Raw genomic sequence first — 19,282 nt, 5'->3', positions numbered from 1 at the left:
GCCGCCCCTCAGGCGGGCGTGTTCCACTCCGCGATCACGGGCCGCCCGTGTTCCGTCGACAGGCGGCTGACCGTGGCGGTCGCCAGCTGGAACAACCGGCCCTCGGCGGGCGGGAGTCCGAGGCGGCGGGCCGTCAGGACCCTGAGGAAGTGGCCGTGGGCGACCAGGACGACGTCGCCGTCCTCGAGCGCCGACTCGACGCGGGACAGCACGCGGTCGGCGCGCAGTCCGACCTCCTCCGGTGACTCGCCGGGGTGGCCGTCCGGGCCGGGCGGGGTGCCGTCGATCCACAGGTCCCAGTCGGGGCGGGTGCGGTGGATGTCGACCGTGGTGATGCCCTCGTAGCCGCCGTAGTCCCACTCGTGCAGGCCGGGTTCGGGTACGGCATCGGTGAGGCCCGCGAGCTCGGCGGTGCGGACCGCGCGGTGCAGCGGGCTGGTGAGTGTCAGGGCGAAGGTCCGGGCGGACAGAAGTGGAGCGAGGGACTTGGCCTGTTCCTCGCCGTGCTGGGTGAGGGGCAGGTCGGTCCAGCTGGTGTGCTGTCCCGACACGCTCCACTCCGTCTCACCGTGGCGGACCAGAAGAAGATCCCCCACGGCCGGACTACTCCTTCGCCGAGTTCGTGGACTTCGTCGACTCGACGGCGTGACCGCCGAACTGGTTGCGCAGCGCCGCGACCATCTTCATCTGCGGGGAGTCGTCCTGACGGGAGGCGAACCGCGCGAACAGGGACGCCGTGATCGCCGGCAGCGGCACCGCGTTGTCGATGGCGGCCTCCACCGTCCAGCGGCCCTCACCGGAGTCCTGCGCGAACCCGCGCAGCTGCTCCAGGTGCTCGTCCTGGTCGAGGGCGTTGACCGCGAGGTCGAGCAGCCAGGAACGGATGACCGTGCCGTCCTGCCAGGAGCGGAACACCTCGCGCACGTCGGTCACGGAGTCGATCTTCTCCAGCAGCTCCCAGCCCTCGGCGTACGCCTGCATCATGGCGTACTCGATGCCGTTGTGGACCATCTTCGAGAAGTGCCCGGCGCCGACCTTGCCCGCGTGGACGTAGCCGTACGGGCCCTCCGGCTTGAGCGCCTCGAAGATCGGCCGGAGGCGGTCGACGTGCTCCTTGTCGCCGCCGACCATGAGGGCGTAGCCGTTCTGCAGGCCCCACACACCGCCGGAGACGCCCGCGTCCACGAAGCCGACGCCCCGGGCACCGAGCTCCTCGGCGTGCTTCTCGTCGTCCGTCCAGCGGGAGTTGCCGCCGTCGACGACGGTGTCGCCGGGCTGGAGCAGGCCGCCGAGCTCGTCGACGACGGACTGGGTCGCGGCGCCGGCCGGGACCATCACCCAGACCACACGCGGGGCTTCGAGCTTGTCGACCAGTTCGGCGAGGCTGGCCACGTCGGAGAGCTCGGGGTTGCGGTCGTAGCCGATGACGGTGTGGCCGGCGCGGCGGATCCGCTCGCGCATGTTGCCGCCCATCTTGCCGAGGCCGATGAGTCCGATCTGCATGATCAGTGCACTTCCTTCAGTTCACGGTAGGCGGCCACGAGGGCGGTGGTGGAGGAGTCCAGGCCGGGGACGTCGGCGCCGTCGGTGAGCGCGGGTTCGACCCGCTTGGCGAGGACCTTCCCGAGCTCCACGCCCCACTGGTCGAAGGAGTCGATGTTCCAGATCGCGCCCTGCACGAACACCTTGTGCTCGTAAAGGGCGATGAGCTGGCCGAGGACCGACGGGGTCAGCTCGCGCGCGAGGATCGTGGTCGTCGGGTGGTTGCCCTTGAAGGTGCGGTGCGCGACCTGCTCCTCGGCCACACCCTCCGCGCGCACCTCGTCGGCGGTCTTGCCGAACGCGAGCGCCTGCCCCTGCGCGAACAGGTTGGCCATCAACAGGTCGTGCTGCGCCCCCAGTTCGTCGCTCAGGTCGGCGACGGGACGCGCGAAGCCGATCAGGTCGGCCGGGATGAGCTTCGTGCCCTGGTGGATCAACTGATAGTAGGCGTGCTGCCCGTTGGTGCCGGGCGTGCCCCACACCACCGGACCGGTCTGCCACTGCACCGGGTTGCCGTCACGGTCCACCGACTTGCCGTTGGACTCCATGTCCAGCTGCTGGAGGTAGGCGGTGAACTTGGACAGGTAGTGGCTGTAGGGCAGTACGGCGTGCGTCTGCGCGTCGAAGAAGTTGTCGTACCAGACGCCCAACAAGCCCAGCAGCAAGGGGGCGTTGGCCTCGGCGCGGGCGTTCAGGAAGTGCTCGTCGACGATGCGGAAGCCGTCGAGCATCTCACGGAAGCGGTCCGGGCCGATGGCGATCATCAGGGACAGGCCGATGGCGGAGTCGTAGGAGTAACGGCCGCCGACCCAGTCCCAGAACTCGAACATGTTGTCCACGTCGATGCCGAACCCGGCGACCTTCTCGGCGTTCGTCGACAGCGCCACGAAGTGCTTGGCGACCGCCTTCTCCTCGCCGAGGCCGTCGGGGCCGTTCAGCAGCCAGGCGCGGGCCGAGGTGGCGTTGGTGATCGTCTCGATCGTGGTGAAGGTCTTGGAGGCGACGATGAACAGCGTCTCCGCCGGGTCCAGGTCCCGAACAGCCTCGTGGAGGTCGGCGCCGTCCACGTTCGAGACGAACCGGAACGTCAACGACCGGTCGGTGTACGCCCGCAGCGCCTCGTACGCCATCGCCGGGCCCAGGTCGGAGCCGCCGATGCCGATGTTGACGACGTTGCGGATCCGGCGGCCCGTGTGGCCGGTCCACTCGCCGGAGCGGACCCGCTGCGCGAACTCGCTCATCTTGTCGAGCACCGCGTGGACCTTGGGGACCACGTTCTCGCCGTCGACCTCGATCACCGCCTCACGCGCGGCGCGCAGCGCGGTGTGCAGCACGGCGCGGTCCTCGGTGGTGTTGATCCTCTCGCCACGGAACATGGCGTCGCGCAGCCCGAACACGTCGGTGGCGGTGGCCAGTTCCTGGAGCATGGCGAGCGTCTCGTCGGTGACGAGGTGCTTGGAGTAGTCGATGCGCAGGTCACCGACGCGCACCACGTACCGTTCGGCACGCCCCGGGTCCGCCGCGAACAGATCCCGCAGATGCGCGTTCCACTCGGCGCGGTGGTCCTCCAGGGCGGTCCACTCGGGCCGCCGGGTGAGCAGGGGGTTCACAGGCGTCTCAGCCATCTCAGACGGTCTCCTTGGTGCCCTCGCCGCGCAGGGCGACGGCGTACATCTCGTCGGCGTCGAGGCGCCTGAGCTCCTCGGCGATGAGTTCGGAGGTGGTGCGGACCTTCAGCGCGAGGGTGCGCGGCGGCTGGCCCGGCAGGGAGAGCGTGGCGAGCGGCCCCTCGGGGCGGTCGATGACGATCTCGCCGTTCTCGGTGCCGAGACGCACGGCCGTGACGACCGGGCCCGCGGTGACGACCCGGTCGACCGTGACGCCGAGGCGGGCCTCCAGCCAGCGGGCGAGCAGCTCGGCGGCCGGGTTCTCGGCCTCGGCCTCCACCGCCGCGGAGACGATCCGCGCCCGGGCCTGGTCCAGGGCCGCGGCCAGCATCGAGCGCCACGGCGTCAGCCGGGTCCAGGCCAGGTCGGTGTCACCCGGCGCGTACGAGCGCACGCGCGACCGAAGCACGTCGAGCGCGTTGTCCACCGCGTACAGGTCGGTGATCCTGCGCTGCGCGAGCGCGCCCAGCGGGTCCTTCGAGGGCACCTCGGGCGCGCCCACCGGCCACCACACGACCACCGGCGCGTCCGGCAGCAGCAGTGGCAGCACCACGGAGTCGGCGTGGTCGGACACCTCGCCGTACGTCCTGAGGATGACCGTCTCGCCGGTGCCCGCGTCGGCGCCCACCCGCACCTCCGCGTCGAGGCGGGAGGTGGTGCGGTCGCGCGGGGTGCGGGCGTGCCGCTTGATGACGACCAGGGTGCGCGAGGGGTGCTCGTGCGAGGCCTCCTCGGCGGCCTTGATCGCGTCGTAGGCGTTCTCCTCGTCCGTGACGATCACCATCGTCAGGACCATGCCCACGGCGGGGGTCCCGATGGCGCGGCGACCCTGCACCAGCGCCTTGTTGATCTTGCTTGCCGTGGTGTCGGTCAGGTCGATCTTCATGGCCTGCGCCAGCTCCGTCCGTCTCGTGCGAGCATCTCGTCCGCTTCCTCGGGTCCCCAGCTGCCCGAGGGGTACTGCGCGGGCCTGCCGTGAGTCGCCCAGTACTCCTCGATCGGGTCGAGGATCTTCCAGGACTCTTCCACTTCCTGGTGCCGGGGGAACAGGTTGGCGTCGCCGAGCAGCACGTCCAGGATGAGGCGCTCGTACGCCTCCGGGCTGGACTCCGTGAAGGACTCGCCGTAGGCGAAGTCCATCGACACGTCCCGGATCTCCATCGAGGTGCCCGGCACCTTGGAGCCGAAGCGGACCGTCATGCCCTCGTCGGGCTGGACGCGGAAGACGATCGCGTTCTGGCCGAGTTCCTCCGTGGCGGTGGAGTCGAAGGGCGAGTGCGGCGCCCGCTTGAAAACCACCGCGATCTCGGTGACCCGGCGGCCCAGCCGCTTGCCGGTGCGCAGATAGAAGGGGACGCCCGCCCAGCGGCGGTTGTCGACCTCCAGCTTGATGGCAGCGTACGTGTCGGTCTTCGACTGGGGGTCGATGCCGTCTTCCTGGAGGTAGCCGGCCACCTTCTCGCCGCCCTGCCAGCCCTGCGCGTACTGGGCGAGGACGGTGTGCTCGCCCAGGTTCTCCGGCAGCCGCACGGACTTCAGCACCTTGAGCTTCTCGGTGAGCAGCGCCTCGGCGTCGAACGCGATGGGTTCCTCCATCGCGGTGAGCGCCATCAGCTGCAGGAGGTGGTTCTGGATGACGTCACGGGCGGCACCGATGCCGTCGTAGTAACCCGCTCGGCCGCCGATACCGATGTCCTCGGCCATCGTGATCTGGACGTGGTCGACGTACGACCGGTTCCAGATCGGCTCGTACATCTCGTTGGCGAAGCGCAGCGCGAGTATGTTCTGGACGGTTTCCTTGCCCAGGTAGTGGTCGATGCGGAACACCTGGTCCGGCTCGAACACGTCGTGCACGATCGCGTTGAGCTCACGCGCGGTCGCCAGGTCGCGCCCGAACGGCTTCTCGATGACCGCGCGCCGCCACGACCCCTCCCGCGCCTTCGCCAGCCCGTGCTTCTTCAGCTGCTGGACGACCTTCGGGAAGAACTTCGGCGGTACGGAGAGGTAGAAGGCGTAGTTGCCACTGGTGCCGCGGGCCGCGTCGAGGTCGTCCACCGTCTGGCGCAGCTGCTTGAACGCCGTGTCGTCGTCGAAGTCGCCGGGGATGAACCGCATGCCCTCGGCGAGCTGCTGCCAGACCTCCTCGCGGAACTCGGTGCGCGCGTGCTCGCGGACGGCGTCGTGCACGACCTGCGCGAAGTCCTGGTCCTCCCAGTCGCGCCGCGCGAAGCCCACCAAAGAGAAGCCCGGCGGCAGCAGGCCGCGGTTGGCCAGGTCGTAGACGGCCGGCATCAGCTTCTTGCGGGACAGGTCGCCGGTGACGCCGAAGATGACGAGCCCGGAGGGACCCGCGATCCGCGGCAGCCGCCGGTCGCGCCCGTCGCGCAGCGGGTTGGTCCAGTCGGAGGTCATTCCCCGTCAACTCCCTTGCTGTCGAGTGCCTTCGTGACGGCGGCCAGCAGGTCGTCCCAGGCCGCCTCGAACTTGGCGACGCCCTCGTCCTCGAGGCGCTGCACCACCTCGTCGTAGGAGATGCCGAGCCGCTCCACCGAGGCGAGGTCGGCGCGGGCCTGCGCGTAACCGCCGCTGACCGTGTTCCCCGTGATCCGGCCGTGGTCCGCGGTGGCGCTCAGGGTGGCCTCCGGCATGGTGTTGACCGTGCCGGGCGCGACCAGCTCGTCCACGTACAGGGTGTCCTTGTACGCCGGGTCCTTCACACCGGTCGAGGCCCACAGCGGGCGCTGCTTGTTGGCCTTCGCCCCGGCGAGGGCGGTCCAGCGGGCTGCAGAGCCGAACACGGCCTCGTACGCCTCGTAGGCGAGCCGGGCGTTGGCCAGCGCGGCCTTGCCCTTCAGCGCCAGGGCCTCGTCGGTGCCGAGGACGGTGAGGCGCTTGTCGATCTCGGAGTCGACGCGGGAGACGAAGAAGGAGGCCACGGAGTGGATGCGGGACAGGTCGAGGCCGGCCGCCCGCGCCTTCTCCAGACCGGCGAGGTAGGCGTCCATGACCTCGCGGTAGCGCTCCAGGGAGAAGATCAGCGTGACGTTGACGCTGATGCCGAGGCCGACGACCTCCGTGATGGCCGGCAGGCCCGCCTTCGTCGCCGGGATCTTGATCATCACGTTGGGCCGGTCGACCAGCCAGGCGAGCTGCTTGGCCTCGGCGACCGTGGCCGCCGTGCGGTGGGCGAGGCGGGGGTCGACCTCGATGGAGACCCGGCCGTCGCGGCCTTCCGTCGCGGTGTACACGGAACGCAGGACATCGGCGGCGGCACGCACGTCGGCGGTCGTCATCATCCGGACGGCCTCCTCGACCGTCACGCCCCGCACGGCGAGTTCGGCGAGCTGCTCCTCGTAACCCTCCCCGGAGCCGATGGCGGCCTGGAAGATGGACGGGTTGGTGGTCACGCCCACCACGTTCCGGGTCTCGACGAGTTCGGCGAGGTTGCCGGACTCGATGCGCCTGCGGGACAGGTCGTCCAACCAGATCGAGACGCCCTCGTCGGACAGGCGCTTCAGTGCTCCCGCTTTCGCGGTTGCTTCGCTCACAGTGATCATCTTCTTTCTGGCGGTCGGATCAACCACGCGCGGCGGCCAAGGATTCCCGGGCCGCGGCGACGACGTTCTCGGGGGTGAAGCCGTACTCGGCGAACAGGGTCTTCGCGTCGGCGGAGGCACCGAAGTGTTCGAGGGAGACGATGCGTCCGGCGTCTCCTGTGAACCGGTACCACGTCAGACCGATCCCGGCCTCGATGGCGACGCGGGCGCGCACGGACGGCGGAATCACGCTGTCGCGCCAGGCGCGCGGCTGCTGCTCGAACCACTCCACCGACGGCATCGACACCACCCGGGTGCCGACCCCCTCGGCCTGAAGCATCTCGCGGGCCGCGACGGCGAGCTGCACCTCGGAACCGGTCGCGATGAGGACGACCTCCGGGGTCGCGGTGGAGGAGTCCGCCAGCACGTAACCGCCCTTCGCCGCGTCCGGGTTCGGCGTGTACGTCGGTACACCCTGACGGGTGAGGACGAGGCCGTGCGGGGCCGGGTCGGTGGCGTGCCGCCGGAGGATCTCGGCCCAGGCGATCGCGGTCTCGTTGGCGTCCGCCGGACGGACCACGTTCAGACCGGGAACGGCCCGCAGGGCGGCCAGGTGTTCGACCGGCTGGTGGGTGGGGCCGTCCTCGCCGAGACCGATGGAGTCGTGCGTCCACACGTACGTCACCGGCAACTGCATCAGGGCCGACATCCGCACGGCGTTGCGCATGTAGTCGGAGAACACCAGGAACGTACCGCCGTAGACACGGGTGTTGCCGTGCAGCGCGATGCCGTTCATCTCCGCCGCCATCGAGAACTCGCGGATGCCGAAGTGGATGGTTCGGCCGTACGGGTCGGCCTCGGCCAGCGGATTGCCCTTCGGCAGGAACGAAGACGTCTTGTCGATGGTGGTGTTGTTCGAGCCGGCGAGGTCGGCGGAGCCGCCCCACAGCTCGGGGAGGACGGCGCCGAGCGCCTGGAGCACCTTGCCGGAGGCGGCGCGGGTGGCGACGGACTTGCCCTCCTCGAAGACCGGCAGGTGGTCCTCCCAGCCCTCGGGGAGCTGACCGGCCACGACCCGGTCGAACAGTTCGGCGCGCTCGGGCCGGGCGGTACGCCACTCGGCGATCCGCTTGTCCCAGGCGTTGTGCGCCTCGGCGCCCCGGTCCAGGGCCGTCCGGGTGTGGGCGAGGACATCGTCGGCGACCTGGAAGGTCTGCTCCGGGTCGAAGCCCAGGAGGCGCTTGGTGGCGGCGACCTCGTCCTCGCCGAGCGCCGAGCCGTGGGAGGCCTCGGTGTTCCGCGCGTTCGGGGCGGGCCAGGCGATGACCGTGCGCATCGCGACGATCGAGGGGCGGCCGGTCTCGGCCCGGGCCGCCTCCAGGGCCGCGTACAGCGTGTGCACGTCGACGTCGCCGTTCTCGAGCGGCTCGATCCGCTGCACGTGCCAGCCGTACGCCTCGTACCGCCCCAGCACGTCCTCGGAGAACGCGGTGGCGGTGTCGCCCTCGATGGAGATGTGGTTGTCGTCGTAGAGGAAGACGAGGTTGCCGAGCTTTTGATGGCCCGCCAGGGAGGAGGCCTCGGCGGAGACGCCCTCCTGGAGGTCGCCGTCGGAGACGATCGCCCAGATCGTGTGGTCGAAGGGGGAGGCGCCCTCGGGGGCGTCGGGGTCGAACAGGCCCCGCTCGTAGCGTGCGGCCATCGCCATGCCCACCGCGTTCGCCACGCCCTGGCCCAGCGGGCCGGTCGTCGTCTCGACCCCCGCCGTGTGCCCGTATTCGGGGTGGCCGGGCGTCTTCGAGCCGTGCGTGCGGAACCTCTTCAGGTCGTCCAGCTCCAACTCGTAGCCGGCGAGGTAGAGCTGGGTGTAGAGGGTCAGCGAGGTGTGCCCGGGGGACAGCACGAACCGGTCGCGGCCGGTCCACTCCGGGTCGGCCGGGTCATGGCGCATCACCTTCTGAAAGATCGTGTACGCGGCCGGGGCCAAAGCCATCGCGGTGCCGGGGTGGCCGTTGCCGACCTGCTGAACGGCATCCGCCGCCAGAAGACGGGCGGTGTCGACGGCACGCCGGTCGAGATCGGTCCACTCGAAGCTGTCGGGCGTCTGCGTGCTCATCTTCAAGAAGTCCTCGATAGGGGCCAGGTAGCTGCTCTGACGCGTTCAAACTTAAAAGTCTGACTTTTACGGTGGTAGGTCTCCGTGTGCCAGCCTTTGGTGAAAGTGGGACACCACCATCAGGTCTGAGACGGCACGAGAAGGACATGGCGGACGAAACCACCCAACCCGCGGACGGTGAAGGCGACACCAACGCGATCAGAACGTTCCCCTTCCCGGTCGGCCTCAGCGTCGGCGGCGTCGGCATGCAGATCGGCCCGATGGGCACCGACCGCACCTGGCACGCCGACGCCCCTCTTGAACGTGTCCACCGCATCGACTTCCATGTCGTGATGCTGTTCGACGACGGCCCGGTCCGGCACATGGTCGACTTCGCCGAGTACGAGGCCACGGCCGACGACGTGCTGTGGATCCGCCCGGGCCAGGTCCACCGCTTCACGCGCACGAGCGAGTACCGCGGAACCGTCCTCACCATGCAGCCCGGCTTCCTGCCGCGCGCCACGGTGGAGGCCACCGGCCTGTACCGCTACGACGTGTCGCCCCTGCTGCGCACCGACGAGCCCCGCCTCACCGCCCTGCGCGCGGCCCTCGCCCAGCTCAGACGCGAGTACGAGGACACCGAGACCCTGCCGCCCACCCTCCACACCGCCGTACTGCGCCACTCCCTCACGGCGTTCCTGCTGCGCCTCTCCCACCTCGCGGCCAGTTCCGCCGAGGCGGAACGCCGTCAGGCCGACACGACGTTCACCCTCTTCCGGGACGCCGTCGAGAACGGCTTCGCCATCAACCACAGCGTCAGCGCCTACGCCGACGCGCTCGGTTACTCCCGCCGCACCCTCGTCCGCGCGGTCCGCGCCGCCACCGGCGAGACACCCAAGGGCTTCATCGACAAACGGGTCGTCCTGGAGGCCAAACGCCTCCTCGCCCACACGGACCTGCCCATCGGCCGCGTCGGCGCGGCCGTCGGCTTCCCCGACGCGGCGAACTTCTCCAAGTTCTTCCACCAGCACACGGACCTCACGCCGGCGGCGTTCCGGGCGGAGCTGCGGTAGGGCGGGCGCCAACTGCCCTGTTAGCGTGGCCTCTTGAACCGAGGGGGATGAAGACAGCACATGACACCGACCACTTTCGACATCGGCGGAGACCTGACCGTGGGGCGGCTCGGATTCGGGGCCATGCGCCTGCCGACCGGGCCCGCCGACGCCCGCAAGGCCTCCGTCGAGGTCGCCCGGCGGGCCGTCGAACTGGGCGTCACACTGATCGACACCGCGCACATGTACGGCTGGGGAGCCAACGAGGAGCTGGTCGCAGAGGCCCTGCACCCCTATCCCGCCGGGCTGCTCGTCACCACCAAGGTCGGCGTCGTGCGTACGGACTTCGGCGACGGGTGGCGGCTGGACGGTCGCCCCGCCGTCCTGCGGGACCAGGTCGAGCGGGCGCTGCGCCGGCTGCGCGCCGAGCGGATCGAACTGCTCCAACTGCACCGCATCGACCCGCAGACACCTCTCGCCGACCAACTCGGCACCCTGCGCGATCTCCGGACGGAAGGCAAGATCGGCCGGATCGGACTCTCCGAGGTCACCGTCGCCGAGCTCGACGAGGCCCGGCAGATCGTCGACGTGGCGAGCGTCCAGAACCGTTACAACCTCCTCGACCGCGAGTACGAGCCCGTCCTCGCGGCCTGCGAGGCGGCGGGCATCGCGTTCCTGCCGTGGCGGCCCGTCGCGGCGGGCACGTCGGGCGCCCGGGCCGAGATCGCCGCCGTGGCCGCCGAGACCGGCGCCACCCCCACCCAGGTCGCCCTCGCCTGGCTCCTCGCCCACTCCCCGGTCGTCCTCCCGATCCCGGGCACCTCCCGCATCGACCACCTGGAGGAGAACCTCGCCGCGGCGCACCTCCAGCTGGCCCCGGCCCAGCGGGAGCGTCTCGACCGGCTGACCGAGCAGGACTGATCCGCGAGGTGCCCCTCGCGGATCAGCCGTGAACGGCCGTCTCAGTGACCGAAGTTGAACCAGTTGACGTTCACGAAGTCCGACGGCTGGCCGCTGGTGAAGGTCAGATACACGTCGTGGCTGCCGGTCACGGAGCTGATGTTGGCCGGGACCGTCCGCCACGACTGCCAACCGCCGGTGTTGGCGACCGAGAAGCTGCCGATCGGCGCGTTGCCGCGGCTGTCCAGGCGGACCTCGACCAGGCCGCTGACGCCGCCCGCGGCGCCGCTCGCGACCCGGGCGTAGAACTGCTTGGCCGCGGTGGAGCCGAAGTTGACGCCCTTGAAGAGGGCCCAGTCGCCGCCCGCGAGGGAGCCGATGTTCTGGCCGCCGCCGGTGTCGGAGGTCGACTCCGTGCTCACGCCGGACTGGCTGTCGTAGGACTCGGCCTGGATGGGGCCGTAGGCGTCGCGGTTGCCGGTCGGCGGGGGAGTGGTGCCGCCCCCACCACCGGTCGACTGGAGCACCTGCACGTAGTCCACGACCATCGGGACGCCGGAGCGGGTGTCGCCGTCCAGGCCGCCGCCGAACGCGTCCGGAAACGCGCCGCCCATCGCCACGTTCAGGATGATGAAGAACCCGTGGTCGGTGGCGTTGGACCACGTCGTCGCGTCGACCTGGCTGGCCGTGACGGTGTGGAAGTTGACGCCGTCGACGAAGAAGCGGATCGCCTCCGGGCTGACCGAGCGGTCCCACTCCATGGTGTAGGTGTGGAACCCGGACTGGCACGTGGTGTTGGGGCACGCGGTGTTGTTGCCGATACCGGTCGTCTCGTTGCACGGCCCGCCCGGGTTGGTGCCGCAGTGCATCGTGGCCCAGACGGTGTTGCGGCCCTGGACGTTCTCCATGATGTCCAACTCGCCGACGCCGGGCCAGTTCTGGTAGTTGCCGCGGTACGGCGCGCCCAGCATCCAGAACGCCGGCCAGTAGCCTTCGGCCGCGGTGCCGGTGACGTTGGGCATCTGCAGGCGGGCCTCGACGCGCAGCTTGCCGCCGGACGGGGGCTGGAAGTCGGTGCGGTTGGTCTCGATGCGGCCCGAGGTCCACTTGCCGGCCGCGTCGCGCAGCGGGGTGATGCGCAGGTTGCCGTTGCCGTCGAGCGACACGTTGCTGGTGCTGTTGGTCATCGTCTCGACCTCGCCGGTGCCCCAGTTGGCGGGGCCGCCCGGATACGAAGTGCCGGTCGCGTACTGCCAGTTGGAGGTGCTGACGCCGGTGCCGGCGGCGCCGTTGAAGTCGTCCAGGAAGACCTGGGACCAGCCCGACGGGGGCGTGGGCGCGGAGGCGTTCGCGGGGAGGACGGCGGCGGTGGCGGCGGCCGCCGCGAGGCCCAGGGTGCCGATGACGGCGACGAGCGTCCGCCTCAGGGGGCGCCGTCTGCGGAGTATGCCGGAGGTTTCACTCATGGGGGTGCCTCTCGGGTACGGAGTGGGGTGCGCGGGTGCCTGGGAGGTGCCTGGGACAGCGCTCGGAGAGTTTTGAGAGCGCTCTCAAAGTGCGCCCAATGTGCTCCCAGCAACTGCGGCCGTCAAGAGGTGAGGCAAGATGCCGGGGACCGGGCAGCCGGGCGGCACCACGCCCGACGCCTGGACCGCCCTGAGCCTCGGCGCGCCCCGCACGGCCACCGAGGTGACCGGCCGGGCCGGGGCCCGGGCCGACGGGCCGCTCGTGTGGGAGGACGGGTGCTACACGTTCCGCGCCCGCCTCGACACACGTGGGTCACCCGCCGGGGGACGGGGACGGGCCGCCTCGCACCGTGGGCAACAAGCCGCTGCCTTCGACTGTCGTCGTGACCCGGATGAGGGCGGGGTGGCGCGGTACCGAGCCGAAACCGAAGTGGACGGGTGGTTCGACGGGTGCCGCCGGGCCGAGGTCGCGTCCGTCGAGGGTCGCGGACAGCCGGCGGATCGGGCGCAGGTCGCGCGCGCCGTACCACTCACGGCGGCCCGCACCGGTACTCCCGCGGGTGCGCACGCCGGGCAGCAGGAAGCGGGCGGGCCGGTCGGTCAGCGCGCACCACGCCGGACGGCGGGCGAGCGTGCCGGGAACGGTACGCAGCAGGAGTCCCAGGGGGCCTCGGCGGCCCGGGGTGAAACGCAGGTCGAGCGGCCCCGCGGTGACGCTCCAGTCTCCGTCCGCGACGCGCACCTCGACCGGAACCACGTACATGGTGTCGAAGGCGTAGACGCCGCTGACGAAGTCCGCCGCCTCCCGGGTCGGGGCCAGCAGCAGCCGTTCTCCGTCGGCCCGCTCCAGCATCACGTCGCTGAACGGCCCGAACGGCGACCGCTGCCAGGTGCCCAGGACGAGGCGGGTCCCGGAGGCCGTGCCCGTGCCCGCGATCCAGCCGTCGAAACGGAGCCGTGACGACGGACGCCGGCCCGCCGCTGCCGCGGGCAGGGGCACCCGCCGTCGCACCCGGGAGGGTGGGGTCACGACGCGGTGCTCTCGCTGCTGACCAGGTCGGTCACCGCCCTGATCCCGCCGGTGGCGAGGGCGGCGCGCTGCCGGTCCGCACCGGTGCCGTCGCGCAGCAGCCGATGGACAAGAGACGCGACCTGCCGGGTGTCCTCGGTCGCGTCGAGTGCCGGAGCGATGTGCCGCTGGAGCTCGTACAGCACGTCGCCGGCTCGCCTGCGGCCACCCCTGGGGTCGATCAGGGCGTCGCTCAGTCCGTGGCGGGCCGCATGCCACATCGCGGCCTGCAGCAGTTCCTGGGCGCAGTCCGGGACGTGAGCCCCGGCCGCCGTGTTCGCGAGGGTGATCTCCACCAGGGCCCGGATGATCCCGGCGAACATGACGGCGTCGTCGGCGCGCAGCTGGACGTCCAGGCAGCGCACCTCGATGGTGGGGTACCGGTCGGAGAGGCGGGCCTGCCAGTACAGCTGACCGGTGTCCGAGATCAGACCGCTCTCCAGGAGCTGGTGCACGCGCCGGTCGTGGTCCGCGATGTCGACGAAGGACGGAGGCATGCCGCTCACCGGCCAGCGGCCGAAGATCACCGTGCGCCAGCTGGCGAAGCCGGTGTCGTGGCCGTCCCACAGTGGGGAGTTCGCGGACATCGCGGTCAGCGTCGGCAGCCAGGGCCGGATCCGGTTGAGGACCTGCACCCCGGCCTCACGGCTGGGCACGCCGACGTGCACATGCATGCCGTTGACCAACTGCTCCGCCACGAGCTGCGGCGCCTGCACGGCCATGGCACGGTAGCGGGCCCGGTGGGTGACGGCCACGGGACGGCCGTGGCGCAGCGGCGGCGTCGCACAGGTCGCGATCCGGCAGCCGTGCGCCTCGGCGGCGGCACCGACGGCGTGCCGCAGACGCAGCAGATGCCCCCCGACCTCCTCCAGGGTGCTGCACACCGGGGTGGCCACCTCGACCTGCGCCTGGAGCAGCTCGTACTGCACCTCCTGGTCGGCCGTGAGTGACGCCAGGCCCGCCGCGGCACGCACCTTGTCCGCCTGCGGCACCGGCAGGCCGGTGACCGAGTCGAGCAGCAGGTACTCCTCTTCCACACCGATCGTCGTCATCGGTCACCCCTTCGCTTCGCACCCCGGAGGGGCGCACACCCACGGGTGACACGAGTGTCGCACTTAATTCATGACAAAACCTACCCAAAAGGCACCCACGCGGAAGGGAGAAGCCTCAGAACCGTCCGTCAGCGGTTCACGGCGTGTCCGGCTGCCACCCCAGCGCCCGTGAGATCCCGCGCGCCGCCATCCGCACCGCGGGAATCAGGACCGGTACCTGCGCGTCGGCCTGGGGTACGACCACCGACACGGCGGCGACCACCGCGGCGCCCGGGCCGCGCACGGGGGCCGCGACAGAGAGGGCGTCCTCGGTGACCTGACGGCTGCTCACGGCCACGTCGGTCCGCCGGACTTCGGCGAGCACCCGGCGCAGCCGGTCGCCGTCGGTGATGGTGTAAGGGGTGAAGGAGGCCAGCGGGCGCGTGCAGTACTGGTCCTGGACGTCCGGCGAACAGTGCGCCAGCAGCGCCAGGCCGACGCCCGTGGCGTGCAGGGGCCAGCGCGCGCCGACGCGGATGTGGACGCCGACCGCCGAACGTCCCGAGAGCCACTCGGTGTACACGACCTCCGCCCCGTCCCGCACCGCCAGCTGCACGTTCTCGTGCGTGGCCTCGTACAGGTCCTCCAGATACGGCAGCGCGACCTGCCGGAGCGCGAGCCCGCGCGGTGCGAGCGCCGCGACCTCCCACAGCCGCAGTCCGACGTGGTACACGCCGGCGCCGTCCCGCTCCAGGGCGCCCCACGCGGTCAGGGCGCCCACCAGCCGGTGCGTGGTGGTCAGCGTCAGGCCGGCCCGGCGGCTGATGTCGGTCAGGGACAGCGCGGTGTGCTCGTGGTCGAACGCGGCGAGCACGGACAGCAGCCGGTCGGGCGCCGAGCGAGTGGTGGTCGTTGCGGTCATCCGGTCCTCGTCAGGTGAGTCCGTCCTCGGCGACGCGCAGCAGGAGCGCGTGCAGGGTCTGGCGTTCGGCGGGGTCGAGGGGGCCCAGCAGCTCGTTCGTCACGCGCAGGCCCGCCTCATCGGTGTTGCGCAGGAAGGCACGGCCGTCCCCGGTGAGGACGACGATCCGGCTGCGGCGGTCGTCGGGGGAGGGGCGGCGCTCCGCGAAGCCCAGCTTCTCCAGGTCGTCGACCAGGCCGACGATCGCGCTCGGGTCGTAGCCGAGGCGGGCGCTCAGCTCGCGCTGGAGCACGCCCTCGGAGGTGGCGAGGAAGCGCAGCACCGCGTAGTGGCGCAGCCTGAGGCCCGACTCCTGCAGGAACGTGTTGAACAGCTGCCCGGAGCGCAGGCCCAGGCGGTACAGGAGGTAGCCCGCGTCCGCGTGCAGCTCGCGCATCCACGGCTCGTCCGCGTCGATGGGGCTCGGGTTCATGGCGTGCTGGCGGGTGATGGCGGGCTCCCTGAGCTCGGTCTGCGTTCTCTGAGATTTCAGCATGCCGCACCCCGAGGTCACCAACAACTATTGACGTCAACAATTATTGCTCTTAGCTTCGATCTCGAAGCCGCAGCACCCCAAGCAGCACCCCCGCATCAGACCCGCATCAGACCTGCATCCGTTCGTGAAGGGACTCGCTCGTGTCCACCACTGATCTCACCGGCAAGGTCGCCGTCGTCACCGGCAGCGGCCGGGGCCTGGGACTCGCCTACGCGCACGCCCTGGCCGCCCACGGCGCCTCCGTGGTCGTCAACGACGTCGACGAGGCCGTGGCCGAGCAGGCCGTGAAGTCGATCGTCGAGGCGGGCGGCAAGGCCGTCGCCGAGGTCGTCGCCGTCGGCACCACCGAGGCCGCCGACCGGCTCGTGAACCGGGCGGTCGAGGAGTTCGGGCGGCTCGACATCCTGGTCACCAACGCGGGCATCCTGCGCGACAAGGTCCTGTGGAAGATGACCGACGACGACTTCGACGCGGTGATCGCCACCCACCTCAAGGGCACCTTCACCTGCGCCCGCGCCGCCGCCGTACGGATGCGCGAGCAGGGCGAGGGCGGCACCCTGATCCTGGTCGGCTCCCCGGCCGGCCAGCGCGGCAACTTCGGCCAGACGAACTACGCCGCGGCCAAGGCCGGCATCGCCGCCTTCGCCCGCACCTGGTCCATGGAGCTGGGCCGCGCGAACATCACCGTCAACGCGATCGTGCCGGTCGCGGCGACCGCGATGACCGAGACCATCCCCGCCTTCGCCCCGTACGTCGAGGCGATGAAGAACGGTGAGCCGCTGCCGGACTTCCTGCGCAAGGGCGAGGGCTTCGGCACCCCCGAGGACTGCGCGGCCCTCGTCCCGTTCCTCGCCTCCGAGGCCGCCCGGGGCATCACCGGCCAGGCCATCGGCATCGGCGGCGACAAGGTGGCACTCTGGTCGCATCCGCAGGAGATCAAGGCGGCGTACGCCGACGGCGGCTGGACGCCGGACACCCTGGCCGCCGCGTGGGCCACCTCGGTCGGCGCGGAACTCCAGACCGTCGGTATCCCCGCCCCGAAGTTCCCGGAGGCGTGATGGACCTGAACGACCTCGTCGCGATCGACGTCCACACCCACGCGGAGGTGTCCTCCAAGGGCCACTCCTCGCTGGACGACGACCTGCACGACGCGTCCTCCGCCTACTTCAAGGTGGAGGGCAAGCGGAAGCCGACCCTTGAGGAGACGGCCGCCTACTACCGCGAGCGGAAGATGGCCGCCGTGATCTTCACGGTGGACGCCGAGTCCGCGACCGGGACGGCCCCCGTCCCCAACGAGGAGGTCGCCGAGGCGGCCGCCGCCAACGCGGACGTCCTCATCCCCTTCGCCTCCATCGACCCCTTCCGGGGCAGGGCGGGCGTGAAGCAGGCCCGCCGCCTGGTCGAGGAGTACGGGGTGCGGGGCTTCAAGTTCCACCCCAGCATCCAGGGCTTCTTCCCCAACGACCGCTCGGTGGCGTACGACCTCTACGAGGTCATCGAGGAGACCGGCACGATCGCCCTGTTCCACACGGGACAGACGGGGATCGGCGCCGGAGTGCCCGGCGGCGGCGGGATCCGCCTCAAGTACTCCAACCCGCTGCACGTCGACGACGTGGCCGCCGACTTCCCGCATCTGAAGATCATCCTGGCGCATCCGTCCTTCCCCTGGCAGGACGAGGCCCTGGCCGTCGCCACACACAAGCCGGGCGTGCACATCGACCTGTCCGGCTGGTCGCCGAAGTACTTCCCGCCGCAGCTGGTGCAGTACGCGAACACGCTGCTGAAGGACAAGGTCCTCTTCGGCTCCGACTTCCCCGTCCTCACTCCCGACCGCTGGCTCGCCGACTTCGAGAAGCTGTCGATCAAGGACGAGGTGAAGCCGAAGATCCTCAAGGAGAACGCCGCCCGCCTGCTCGGGCTGACGAAGCCATAAGGGGTCGTAGATGCGCAACGAGGGACTGGGGTCGTGGCCCGCACGCCGGGCCCGCAAGACCCCACACCGCACGGCCCTGGTCCACGGCGAGCAGTCGACCGACTACGGCGCCCTGTACGCACGCACCACCCGCCTCGCGCACGCCCTGCGCGCCCGGGGCGTGCGCCGCGGCGACCGCATCGCCTACCTCGGCCCGAACCACCCCTCCTACCTGGAGACCCTGTTCGCGGCCGGCACCCTCGGCGCGGTCTTCGTCCCGCTCAACACCCGCCTCGCCGGACCCGAGATCGCCTACCAGCTCGCCGACTCCGGCGCCAAGGCCCTCGTCTACGGCCGCTCGCACGCGGGACTCGTGGCGGGCCTGCCGGGCAGCACCGACGTGCGGACGTACCTCGAGGTCGGCGCCGAGTACGAGGAGGCGGTGGCCGCCGCCTTCCAGGAGCCGATCGACGAACCGGTCGGCCCCGACGACACCTGCATCATCATGTACACCTCGGGGACGACCGGCCGCCCCAAGGGCGCCATGCTCACGCACGGCAACCTGACCTGGAACGCGATCAACGTCCTGGTCGACACCGACCTGATCGCCGACGAACGCGCCCTGGTCTCCGCCCCGCTGTTCCACACGGCGGGCCTGAACATGCTGACGCTGCCGGTCCTGCTCAAGGGCGGCACCTGCGTTCTGGTCGAGTCCTTCGACCCGGACGCCACCTTCGACCTGATCGAACGGCACCGGATCACCTTCATGTTCGGCGTGCCGACGATGTTCGACCAGGTGGCCCGGCATCCGCGCTGGCCGCGGGCGGACCTGTCCTCCCTGCGCATCCTGACCTGCGGCGGCTCGCCCGTGTCCTCGCCGCTGATCGCGGCGTACCAGGAGCGGGGCCTGACCTTCCTCCAGGGCTACGGCATGACGGAGGCGGCCCCCGGCACGCTCTTCCTGGACGCCGAGCACGCCATCAGCAAGGCCGGCTCGGCCGGGGTGCCGCACTTCTTCAGCGACGTCCGGGTGGTACGGCCGGACCTGGCACCCGTCGACATCGGCGAGACCGGCGAGGTCGTGGTGCGCGGACCGCACGTCATGCCCGGCTACTGGGGACTGCCCGAGGAGACGGCCGCCTCCTTCGCCGACGGCTGGTTCCGCAGCGGCGACGCGGCGCGGGTCGACGAGGACGGTTACGTGCACATCGTCGACCGCATCAAGGACATGATCATCTCCGGCGGAGAGAACGTGTACCCCGCCGAGATCGAGGACCTGCTCCTCGCCCACCCGGACATCGTCGAGTGCGCGGTCATCGGCGTGCCGGACGACAAGTGGGGCGAGGTGCCGCGCGCGGTCGTCGTCCCCCGCGAGGGCGCCTCGCTGGATCCCGACGAGGTGCTGGCCTCCCTGGCCGGCCGCCTCGCCAAGTACAAGATCCCGAAGTCGGTGGTGCTCGCGGACGAACTCCCGCGCACCGCCTCCGGAAAGCTCCTCAAGGCCCGGGTGCGCAAGCGCTTCGGCGCCGACTCCTGAACCCTCGACTCCCAGCTA

Annotated in this window: 17 protein-coding genes; 5 read left to right on the top strand and 12 right to left on the bottom strand. The window is 70.8% G+C overall.

Annotated features, from left to right (window positions below; translation table 11 throughout):
* Positions 1-8 precede the first annotated feature (8 nt).
* The 7 genes from AC067M_RS18475 to tkt are packed head-to-tail and all read right to left on the bottom strand — an operon-like array spanning position 9 to position 8,861.
* A complete protein-coding gene (locus AC067M_RS18475) occupies positions 9-596 on the bottom strand; it encodes a histidine phosphatase family protein (protein ID WP_478698047.1) in 588 nt (195 codons plus the stop codon).
* A gap of 7 nt (positions 597-603) precedes the next feature.
* The gene (gene gnd / locus AC067M_RS18470; protein WP_478698046.1) at positions 604-1,503 is read right to left on the bottom strand and encodes a phosphogluconate dehydrogenase (NAD(+)-dependent, decarboxylating); all 900 of its coding nucleotides are present in this window, start codon (positions 1,501-1,503) and stop codon (positions 604-606) included.
* 2 nt (positions 1,504-1,505) lie between these two features.
* Positions 1,506-3,167, bottom strand: coding sequence for a glucose-6-phosphate isomerase (gene pgi / locus AC067M_RS18465; protein WP_478698045.1), 1,662 nt, complete (start codon positions 3,165-3,167; stop codon positions 1,506-1,508).
* Between the two features lies 1 nt (position 3,168).
* The gene (gene opcA / locus AC067M_RS18460; RefSeq protein WP_478698044.1) at positions 3,169-4,095 is read right to left on the bottom strand and encodes a glucose-6-phosphate dehydrogenase assembly protein OpcA; all 927 of its coding nucleotides are present in this window, start codon (positions 4,093-4,095) and stop codon (positions 3,169-3,171) included.
* The gene (gene zwf, locus AC067M_RS18455; RefSeq protein WP_478698043.1) at positions 4,092-5,621 is read right to left on the bottom strand and encodes a glucose-6-phosphate dehydrogenase; all 1,530 of its coding nucleotides are present in this window, start codon (positions 5,619-5,621) and stop codon (positions 4,092-4,094) included. Before zwf ends, opcA begins: the two co-directional genes overlap by 4 nt.
* Complete coding sequence (tal, locus tag AC067M_RS18450; RefSeq protein ID WP_478698042.1) at positions 5,618-6,766, bottom strand: transaldolase; 1,149 nt, start codon at positions 6,764-6,766, stop codon at positions 5,618-5,620. The genes zwf and tal overlap by 4 nt, the downstream gene beginning before the upstream one ends.
* Positions 6,767-6,785: 19 nt before the next feature.
* Entirely contained in the window at positions 6,786-8,861 is a 2,076-nt protein-coding gene (gene tkt, locus AC067M_RS18445) for a transketolase (protein WP_478698041.1), read from the bottom strand.
* A gap of 146 nt (positions 8,862-9,007) precedes the next feature.
* On the opposite strand from tkt, the gene AC067M_RS18440 reads away from it, so the two are divergent.
* Together AC067M_RS18440 and AC067M_RS18435 are read left to right on the top strand one after the other, a co-directional pair.
* Positions 9,008-9,913, top strand: a complete 906-nt coding sequence (locus AC067M_RS18440) for a helix-turn-helix domain-containing protein (RefSeq protein ID WP_478698040.1) — start codon at positions 9,008-9,010, stop codon at positions 9,911-9,913.
* A 60-nt stretch (positions 9,914-9,973) separates the two neighbouring features.
* Positions 9,974-10,813: an aldo/keto reductase gene (locus AC067M_RS18435; RefSeq protein WP_478698039.1), complete on the top strand. Its 840-nt coding sequence runs from the start codon at positions 9,974-9,976 to the stop codon at positions 10,811-10,813.
* Between the two features lie 41 nt (positions 10,814-10,854).
* Here the strand turns inward: AC067M_RS18435 and AC067M_RS18430 are convergent, their stop codons facing one another.
* The 5 genes from AC067M_RS18430 to AC067M_RS18410 all read right to left on the bottom strand — a co-directional run bounded on the left by AC067M_RS18430 (position 10,855) and on the right by AC067M_RS18410 (position 15,752).
* Entirely contained in the window at positions 10,855-12,258 is a 1,404-nt protein-coding gene (locus tag AC067M_RS18430; RefSeq protein WP_478698038.1) for a glycoside hydrolase family 16 protein, read from the bottom strand.
* Positions 12,259-12,571: 313 nt separating this feature from the next.
* Positions 12,572-13,270 (bottom strand): hypothetical protein, encoded by a 699-nt coding sequence (locus tag AC067M_RS18425; protein ID WP_478698222.1) that lies wholly within the window; start codon positions 13,268-13,270, stop codon positions 12,572-12,574.
* A gap of 14 nt (positions 13,271-13,284) precedes the next feature.
* A complete protein-coding gene (locus tag AC067M_RS18420; RefSeq protein ID WP_478698037.1) occupies positions 13,285-14,379 on the bottom strand; it encodes a carboxylate-amine ligase in 1,095 nt (364 codons plus the stop codon).
* Positions 14,380-14,515: 136 nt separating this feature from the next.
* Complete coding sequence (locus tag AC067M_RS18415; protein ID WP_478698036.1) at positions 14,516-15,280, bottom strand: IclR family transcriptional regulator; 765 nt, start codon at positions 15,278-15,280, stop codon at positions 14,516-14,518.
* A 10-nt stretch (positions 15,281-15,290) separates the two neighbouring features.
* Positions 15,291-15,752, bottom strand: coding sequence for a MarR family winged helix-turn-helix transcriptional regulator (locus AC067M_RS18410; RefSeq protein WP_478698221.1), 462 nt, complete (start codon positions 15,750-15,752; stop codon positions 15,291-15,293).
* A 203-nt stretch (positions 15,753-15,955) separates the two neighbouring features.
* On the opposite strand from AC067M_RS18410, the gene AC067M_RS18405 reads away from it, so the two are divergent.
* The 3 genes from AC067M_RS18405 to AC067M_RS18395 are packed head-to-tail and all read left to right on the top strand — an operon-like array spanning position 15,956 to position 19,264.
* Positions 15,956-16,873, top strand: a complete 918-nt coding sequence (locus tag AC067M_RS18405) for an SDR family NAD(P)-dependent oxidoreductase (protein WP_478698035.1) — start codon at positions 15,956-15,958, stop codon at positions 16,871-16,873.
* Positions 16,873-17,748 carry an amidohydrolase family protein gene (locus tag AC067M_RS18400; RefSeq protein ID WP_478698034.1) on the top strand — a complete coding sequence of 292 codons (876 nt, stop codon included), beginning with the start codon at positions 16,873-16,875 and terminating at the stop codon, positions 17,746-17,748. Before AC067M_RS18405 ends, AC067M_RS18400 begins: the two co-directional genes overlap by 1 nt.
* A gap of 10 nt (positions 17,749-17,758) precedes the next feature.
* Positions 17,759-19,264 (top strand): acyl-CoA synthetase, encoded by a 1,506-nt coding sequence (locus AC067M_RS18395; protein WP_478698033.1) that lies wholly within the window; start codon positions 17,759-17,761, stop codon positions 19,262-19,264.
* Positions 19,265-19,282: the final 18 nt, after the last annotated feature.

Source organism: Streptomyces sp. NPDC043427, assembly GCF_056436655.1.
Note: the sequence above shows the minus strand (reverse complement) of the source record. Positions and strands in the feature narration are given on the sequence as shown.

Excerpts from the sequence above, each read along its gene's own strand:
- AC067M_RS18440 (WP_478698040.1), top strand. The coding sequence starts at position 9,008 with ATGGCGGACGAAACCACCCAACCCGCGGACGGTGAAGGCGACACCAAC.
- AC067M_RS18430 (WP_478698038.1), bottom strand. The coding sequence starts at position 12,258 with ATGAGTGAAACCTCCGGCATACTCCGCAGACGGCGCCCCCTGAGGCGG.
- opcA (WP_478698044.1), bottom strand. The coding sequence starts at position 4,095 with ATGAAGATCGACCTGACCGACACCACGGCAAGCAAGATCAACAAGGCG.
- AC067M_RS18400 (WP_478698034.1), top strand. The coding sequence starts at position 16,873 with ATGGACCTGAACGACCTCGTCGCGATCGACGTCCACACCCACGCGGAG.
- tal (WP_478698042.1), bottom strand. The coding sequence starts at position 6,766 with ATGATCACTGTGAGCGAAGCAACCGCGAAAGCGGGAGCACTGAAGCGC.
- tkt (WP_478698041.1), bottom strand. The coding sequence starts at position 8,861 with ATGAGCACGCAGACGCCCGACAGCTTCGAGTGGACCGATCTCGACCGG.
- AC067M_RS18435 (WP_478698039.1), top strand. The coding sequence starts at position 9,974 with ATGACACCGACCACTTTCGACATCGGCGGAGACCTGACCGTGGGGCGG.
- zwf (WP_478698043.1), bottom strand. The coding sequence starts at position 5,621 with ATGACCTCCGACTGGACCAACCCGCTGCGCGACGGGCGCGACCGGCGG.
- AC067M_RS18420 (WP_478698037.1), bottom strand. The coding sequence starts at position 14,379 with ATGACGACGATCGGTGTGGAAGAGGAGTACCTGCTGCTCGACTCGGTC.
- AC067M_RS18415 (WP_478698036.1), bottom strand. The coding sequence starts at position 15,280 with ATGACCGCAACGACCACCACTCGCTCGGCGCCCGACCGGCTGCTGTCC.
- pgi (WP_478698045.1), bottom strand. The coding sequence starts at position 3,167 with ATGGCTGAGACGCCTGTGAACCCCCTGCTCACCCGGCGGCCCGAGTGG.
- gnd (WP_478698046.1), bottom strand. The coding sequence starts at position 1,503 with ATGCAGATCGGACTCATCGGCCTCGGCAAGATGGGCGGCAACATGCGC.
- AC067M_RS18410 (WP_478698221.1), bottom strand. The coding sequence starts at position 15,752 with ATGAACCCGAGCCCCATCGACGCGGACGAGCCGTGGATGCGCGAGCTG.
- AC067M_RS18395 (WP_478698033.1), top strand. The coding sequence starts at position 17,759 with ATGCGCAACGAGGGACTGGGGTCGTGGCCCGCACGCCGGGCCCGCAAG.